Genomic DNA, 3,930 nt, shown 5'->3' with positions numbered 1-3,930 from the left:
ACTTCCCTCTCCACTCCGGGGGGGGCGATGGGGAGGGTTCCACCGCGCCCTTTCATTTTAACCGGCTCCTCCAAAATGGTAGGGCAGATTCGGTCGGAGGCCGTGGCGCGAATCGGGTGACGGGTCTGAAACGGCCCGCGGAGCGCGATTTCGGCTAAATTTCCCTCCTGGCACGCTTGTTGCCATTAAAGACCGCGACCGGTTGACACACTATCCAGTAATTAAAACAAAAACCGGGTAAAAAACACAAAGGAGTCGAGATGAAAAAGGTAATCTTAGCCGCCCTGATGCTGGTGCTCATCACCTCCGTCGCATGGGCCAACGAAATCACCCTCTCCGCGGACTCGAACGGGCGCACCGCGGTAGTCGGCAACGAGGCCGGTATCGTCCCCGCCATTTCGAATGGCGAGGATAACGCCGGGCAGATCCTCATCTGGGACAACGGGGTAATGGGCGACTACTGGCCGGACAGCTACAGCCGGGCCGTTCAGTTCACCGCCCCGACGGACTGCCACGTGACGATGGGCATGGTCTATGTCTACGACACTGCAATGGAGTACCCCCCATTTTACCTCGCCATCTACAACGATAACGAGGGCCTCCCGGGTGACGAGCTCGGCGGCATGGCCTCCAGGAGCGGAGGGGGCGAGGGGTGGCACAAGACCAACACCATCCCCGCCGGAATAACCCTGAACGAGGGTGACGTGTTCTACACCACGGTGGTCAAGTTGAGCGGCGGGCATCCCTACTTCTGCGCCGACACCACCGATCCGGAAAGTAGTCACGGTAGCTTCTACTTCGATGGTACCGAGTGGCTCACGGAAGATTCCAACCTGATGATCCGGGTAGTTGTAGACGACGACGTCACCGGGCCCTACAGTGATAACGCGAATCCCGCTCCCGGCGACTCCGGTATCCACGGCGACACTTCCATCAGCTTCGAGCTCCACGACGATGGTCACGACCTCAGTCTCCCCACGGTCATTGTGGTGATCGACGGGGATGAGGTGACCGACCAGTGCAGCATCACAATGCTGAACCTCGGCGGCTGCCTCGTCAGCTTCACGCCGGAAAAGGACTTCGACGCCGGCGACATCAACGTCTGGTGGTACTGCGAAGACGTGCTTGGCAATGGGAATGAGGACACCTGGTTCTTCACCGTTGAAGATTTCTCCGACGACTCCGCCGTCGAGGACACATCTTGGGGTGTCATCAAGGATAAATTCTAATTCCCGTAGCCAACCCTGGAGGGGCCCCACGGGGTCCCTCTTCTTTTACGTCCCCTCGTCCCCCGGCGGGGGCGGCTTATGCTATCCTTTCACCGCGCCGGAATTCAGGCGGGATGGGGATGGGTCTCGAGAAGTACATCGCTTTCGCCCGGATCGAGATCAAGCGGATAATGGCCTACCGCTTCGACGTTATCACCCAGGCGGTGAACGCCGTGGTGGTTCTGGTGACCTTCACCTACTTCTGGCGGGCGGTGTACGGGGGGCGCGAGGTCCTGGCCGGGATGAGCCTCGACCAGATGATCACCTATATTTTCCTCACGCGGGTCGTGCGCAGCCTGACCGCTACCCGCATAGACCGTCAGATACTGCGGCGGATACGCTCGGGCGACATTGCCGTGGACCTCTACCGCCCGACGAGCTTCGTGGGGATGAACTACGCTCAGGCCCTTGGCGGCGGTTTCTTTTACCTCCTCGTCATCGGCGTGCCCATCCTGGTGCTCGGGCTCCTCGTTTTCGGCATGCAGGCCCCGGTCTCGACGGGGGCGGGGCTGGTCTTCGCCGCCTCCACGGCCCTGGGGGTCGCGGTCCAGTTCGGCATTGACGTCACCTTCGGGCTCATCACCTTCTGGACGATGGCCGGCTGGGGAATCGGCATGGCCAAGGGCTTCACCGAGCGGTTCTTCTCCGGCGCCCTCATCCCCCTGAACTTCTTCCCGGACTGGCTTCGGCCCATCGCCGATTGGCTCCCCTTTCGCAGCGCCGTGTACACGCCGATCGCGCTCTACACCGGGATGATTCCCCTGGGTCAGGCCCCCGAGTACCTGGCCGTGCAGGCCGCCTGGGCGGTGGCGTTGAACCTGGCGGCGGCTTTCATGGTCCGCCGGGCTTACCGCCGGCTGGAGATCCAGGGCGGCTGAAAAGGAGCGCACCATGGAGAAGGACGACAAGCTCGAGGTCTTCCGGCCGGGACAGGGCGGGGGCGACGGGCTCCCGCTCGCCGAATCCAACATCCAGGCCGGATTCCCCTCCCCCGCCGACGACTTCATCCAGAACCGGCTGGACCTGAACGAGCACCTCGTCCTGCACCCGGCGGCCACATTCTTCGTCCGGGTGGCCGGGGACTCCATGATCGGGGCCGGCATTGACGACGGCGACATCCTCATCGTGGACCGCTCCCTGGAGCCCGCCGACGGCCGGGTGGTCATCGCCGTGGTCTCCGGGGAGCTCGTGGTGAAAAGGCTCCGGCGCACCGAGGGCGGCTGGCTGCTGGCCGCCGAGAACGACGGCTACCCCCCCATCGAGATCGGCGAGGAGGCCGATTTCGAGGTCTGGGGCGTGGTGACCAACGTGATACACCGGCTTTAAAATGGAAATCCGCGTCGGAACGTGCGGTTACTCCTACGACGACTGGCGGGGCGTGTACTACCCGCCGGAGCTGCCGCGCGGCGCGATGCTGGAGTGGTACTCCGGGGCGGCGGTCCAGACCGATCTCCTCGCCGGGGACCGCGGGCCGGTCTTCGACACCGTCGAGGTGAACGCCACCTATTACCGGCTCCCGCCGGCGCGGGTTTTCTCACGGATGGCCGCCGTCACGCCGGACGGGTTCCTCTTCAGCGTGAAGGCCCCCGGTGGAATCACCCATCCGTCGGACTACGGAATCCTCGACGCGGGGCTCGTCGAGCGTTACTGCGCGGCGGTGACGCCCCTGGCCGAGGCGGGGAAGCTCGGCCCCACCCTGTTGCAGTTTCCCTACCGGTTCAAGGCCGACGGGGGGAGCGTGGATTACCTGCGGGCCGCGGCCGACGCCTTCCGCGGCCTATGCCCCGCGGTGGAGTTTCGCCACCGCTCCTGGCTGACCGGGGAAACCCTGAGGATGCTCGGGGAACTGGGCCTGACCTACGTTTCGGTGGATATGCCCGCGCTGCCGGGACTTCTTCCGCCGGTGCTCGTGGCTACCACCGACACCGCCTACGTCCGCTTCCACGGTCGCCGGAAGGACTCGTGGTGGCGCGGCGGGAACGCGGAGCGCTACGACTACGACTACGCCCTGGAGGAGCTGGAGCCCTGGGTGGAGAGGGTCCGCGCCCTGGGCGATGAGCCTTTAGTCCCGGACGACGGCCCCCCCCTGGACGAGGAGCTCTCGGGGGACTACTCCGACCTTCTGCGGTTGATCCGCCTTTTAAGCGGGCCGGTGAAGCGGGTCTTCCTCTACTTCAACAACCACCCGAAGGGCAAGGCGCTCTCCGCGGCGCGCTCCCTCCAGAACCGGCTCGCCCTCGGATAGGGATGGACACGCCTCTCGCACAACGGGTCGCCGCAAGACGCATCGCCCTCGTGGACTGCAACAACTTCTATGTCTCCTGCGAGCGGGTCTTCCAGCCTGAGCTTGCGGGGGTGCCGGTGGTGGTGCTCTCCAACAACGACGGGTGCATCATCGCGCGCTCGGACGAGTCCAAGGCGCTGGGAATCGCGATGGGCGCGCCATACTTCAAGACGCGGCCCCTCATCGAAAAGAACCGCGTCCGCGTCTTCAGCTCCAACTTCGCCCTCTACGGCGACATGAGCCAGCGGGTGATGTCCACCCTGGCCCGTTTCTCGGACGACTTTGAGGTGTACTCCATAGACGAGTGCTTCCTGGACCTGACCGGCTTCGGCGACCCGGCGGCGTACGCCGGGGTCATCCGCTCCACCGTCCGGCGCT

General features: G+C 64.5%; 5 protein-coding genes. All 5 read left to right on the top strand.

The window, feature by feature from the left end; all coding sequences use genetic code 11:
- Positions 1 to 260 precede the first annotated feature (260 nt).
- On the top strand, positions 261 to 1,229 hold the full coding sequence (locus NTW26_00275) for a hypothetical protein (GenBank protein ID MCX7020709.1): 969 nt from the start codon (positions 261 to 263) through the stop codon (positions 1,227 to 1,229).
- 119 nt (positions 1,230 to 1,348) lie between these two features.
- Positions 1,349 to 2,146, top strand: coding sequence for an ABC-2 family transporter protein (locus tag NTW26_00270; GenBank protein MCX7020708.1), 798 nt, complete (start codon positions 1,349 to 1,351; stop codon positions 2,144 to 2,146).
- 13 nt (positions 2,147 to 2,159) lie between these two features.
- A complete protein-coding gene (gene umuD / locus NTW26_00265; protein MCX7020707.1) occupies positions 2,160 to 2,594 on the top strand; it encodes a translesion error-prone DNA polymerase V autoproteolytic subunit in 435 nt (144 codons plus the stop codon).
- A gap of 1 nt (position 2,595) precedes the next feature.
- Positions 2,596 to 3,513, top strand: coding sequence for a DUF72 domain-containing protein (locus NTW26_00260; GenBank protein ID MCX7020706.1), 918 nt, complete (start codon positions 2,596 to 2,598; stop codon positions 3,511 to 3,513).
- A gap of 2 nt (positions 3,514 to 3,515) precedes the next feature.
- Positions 3,516 to 3,930 (top strand): hypothetical protein (locus NTW26_00255; GenBank protein ID MCX7020705.1); only part of this gene is annotated, 415 nt, incomplete at its 3' end.

The sequence above is a fragment of the bacterium genome (assembly GCA_026398675.1).
Taxonomy (GTDB): Bacteria; RBG-13-66-14; RBG-13-66-14; order RBG-13-66-14; family RBG-13-66-14; genus RBG-13-66-14.
The sequence above is the reverse complement of the archived record's forward strand: the minus strand, read 5'-3'. Positions and strand labels throughout refer to the sequence as shown.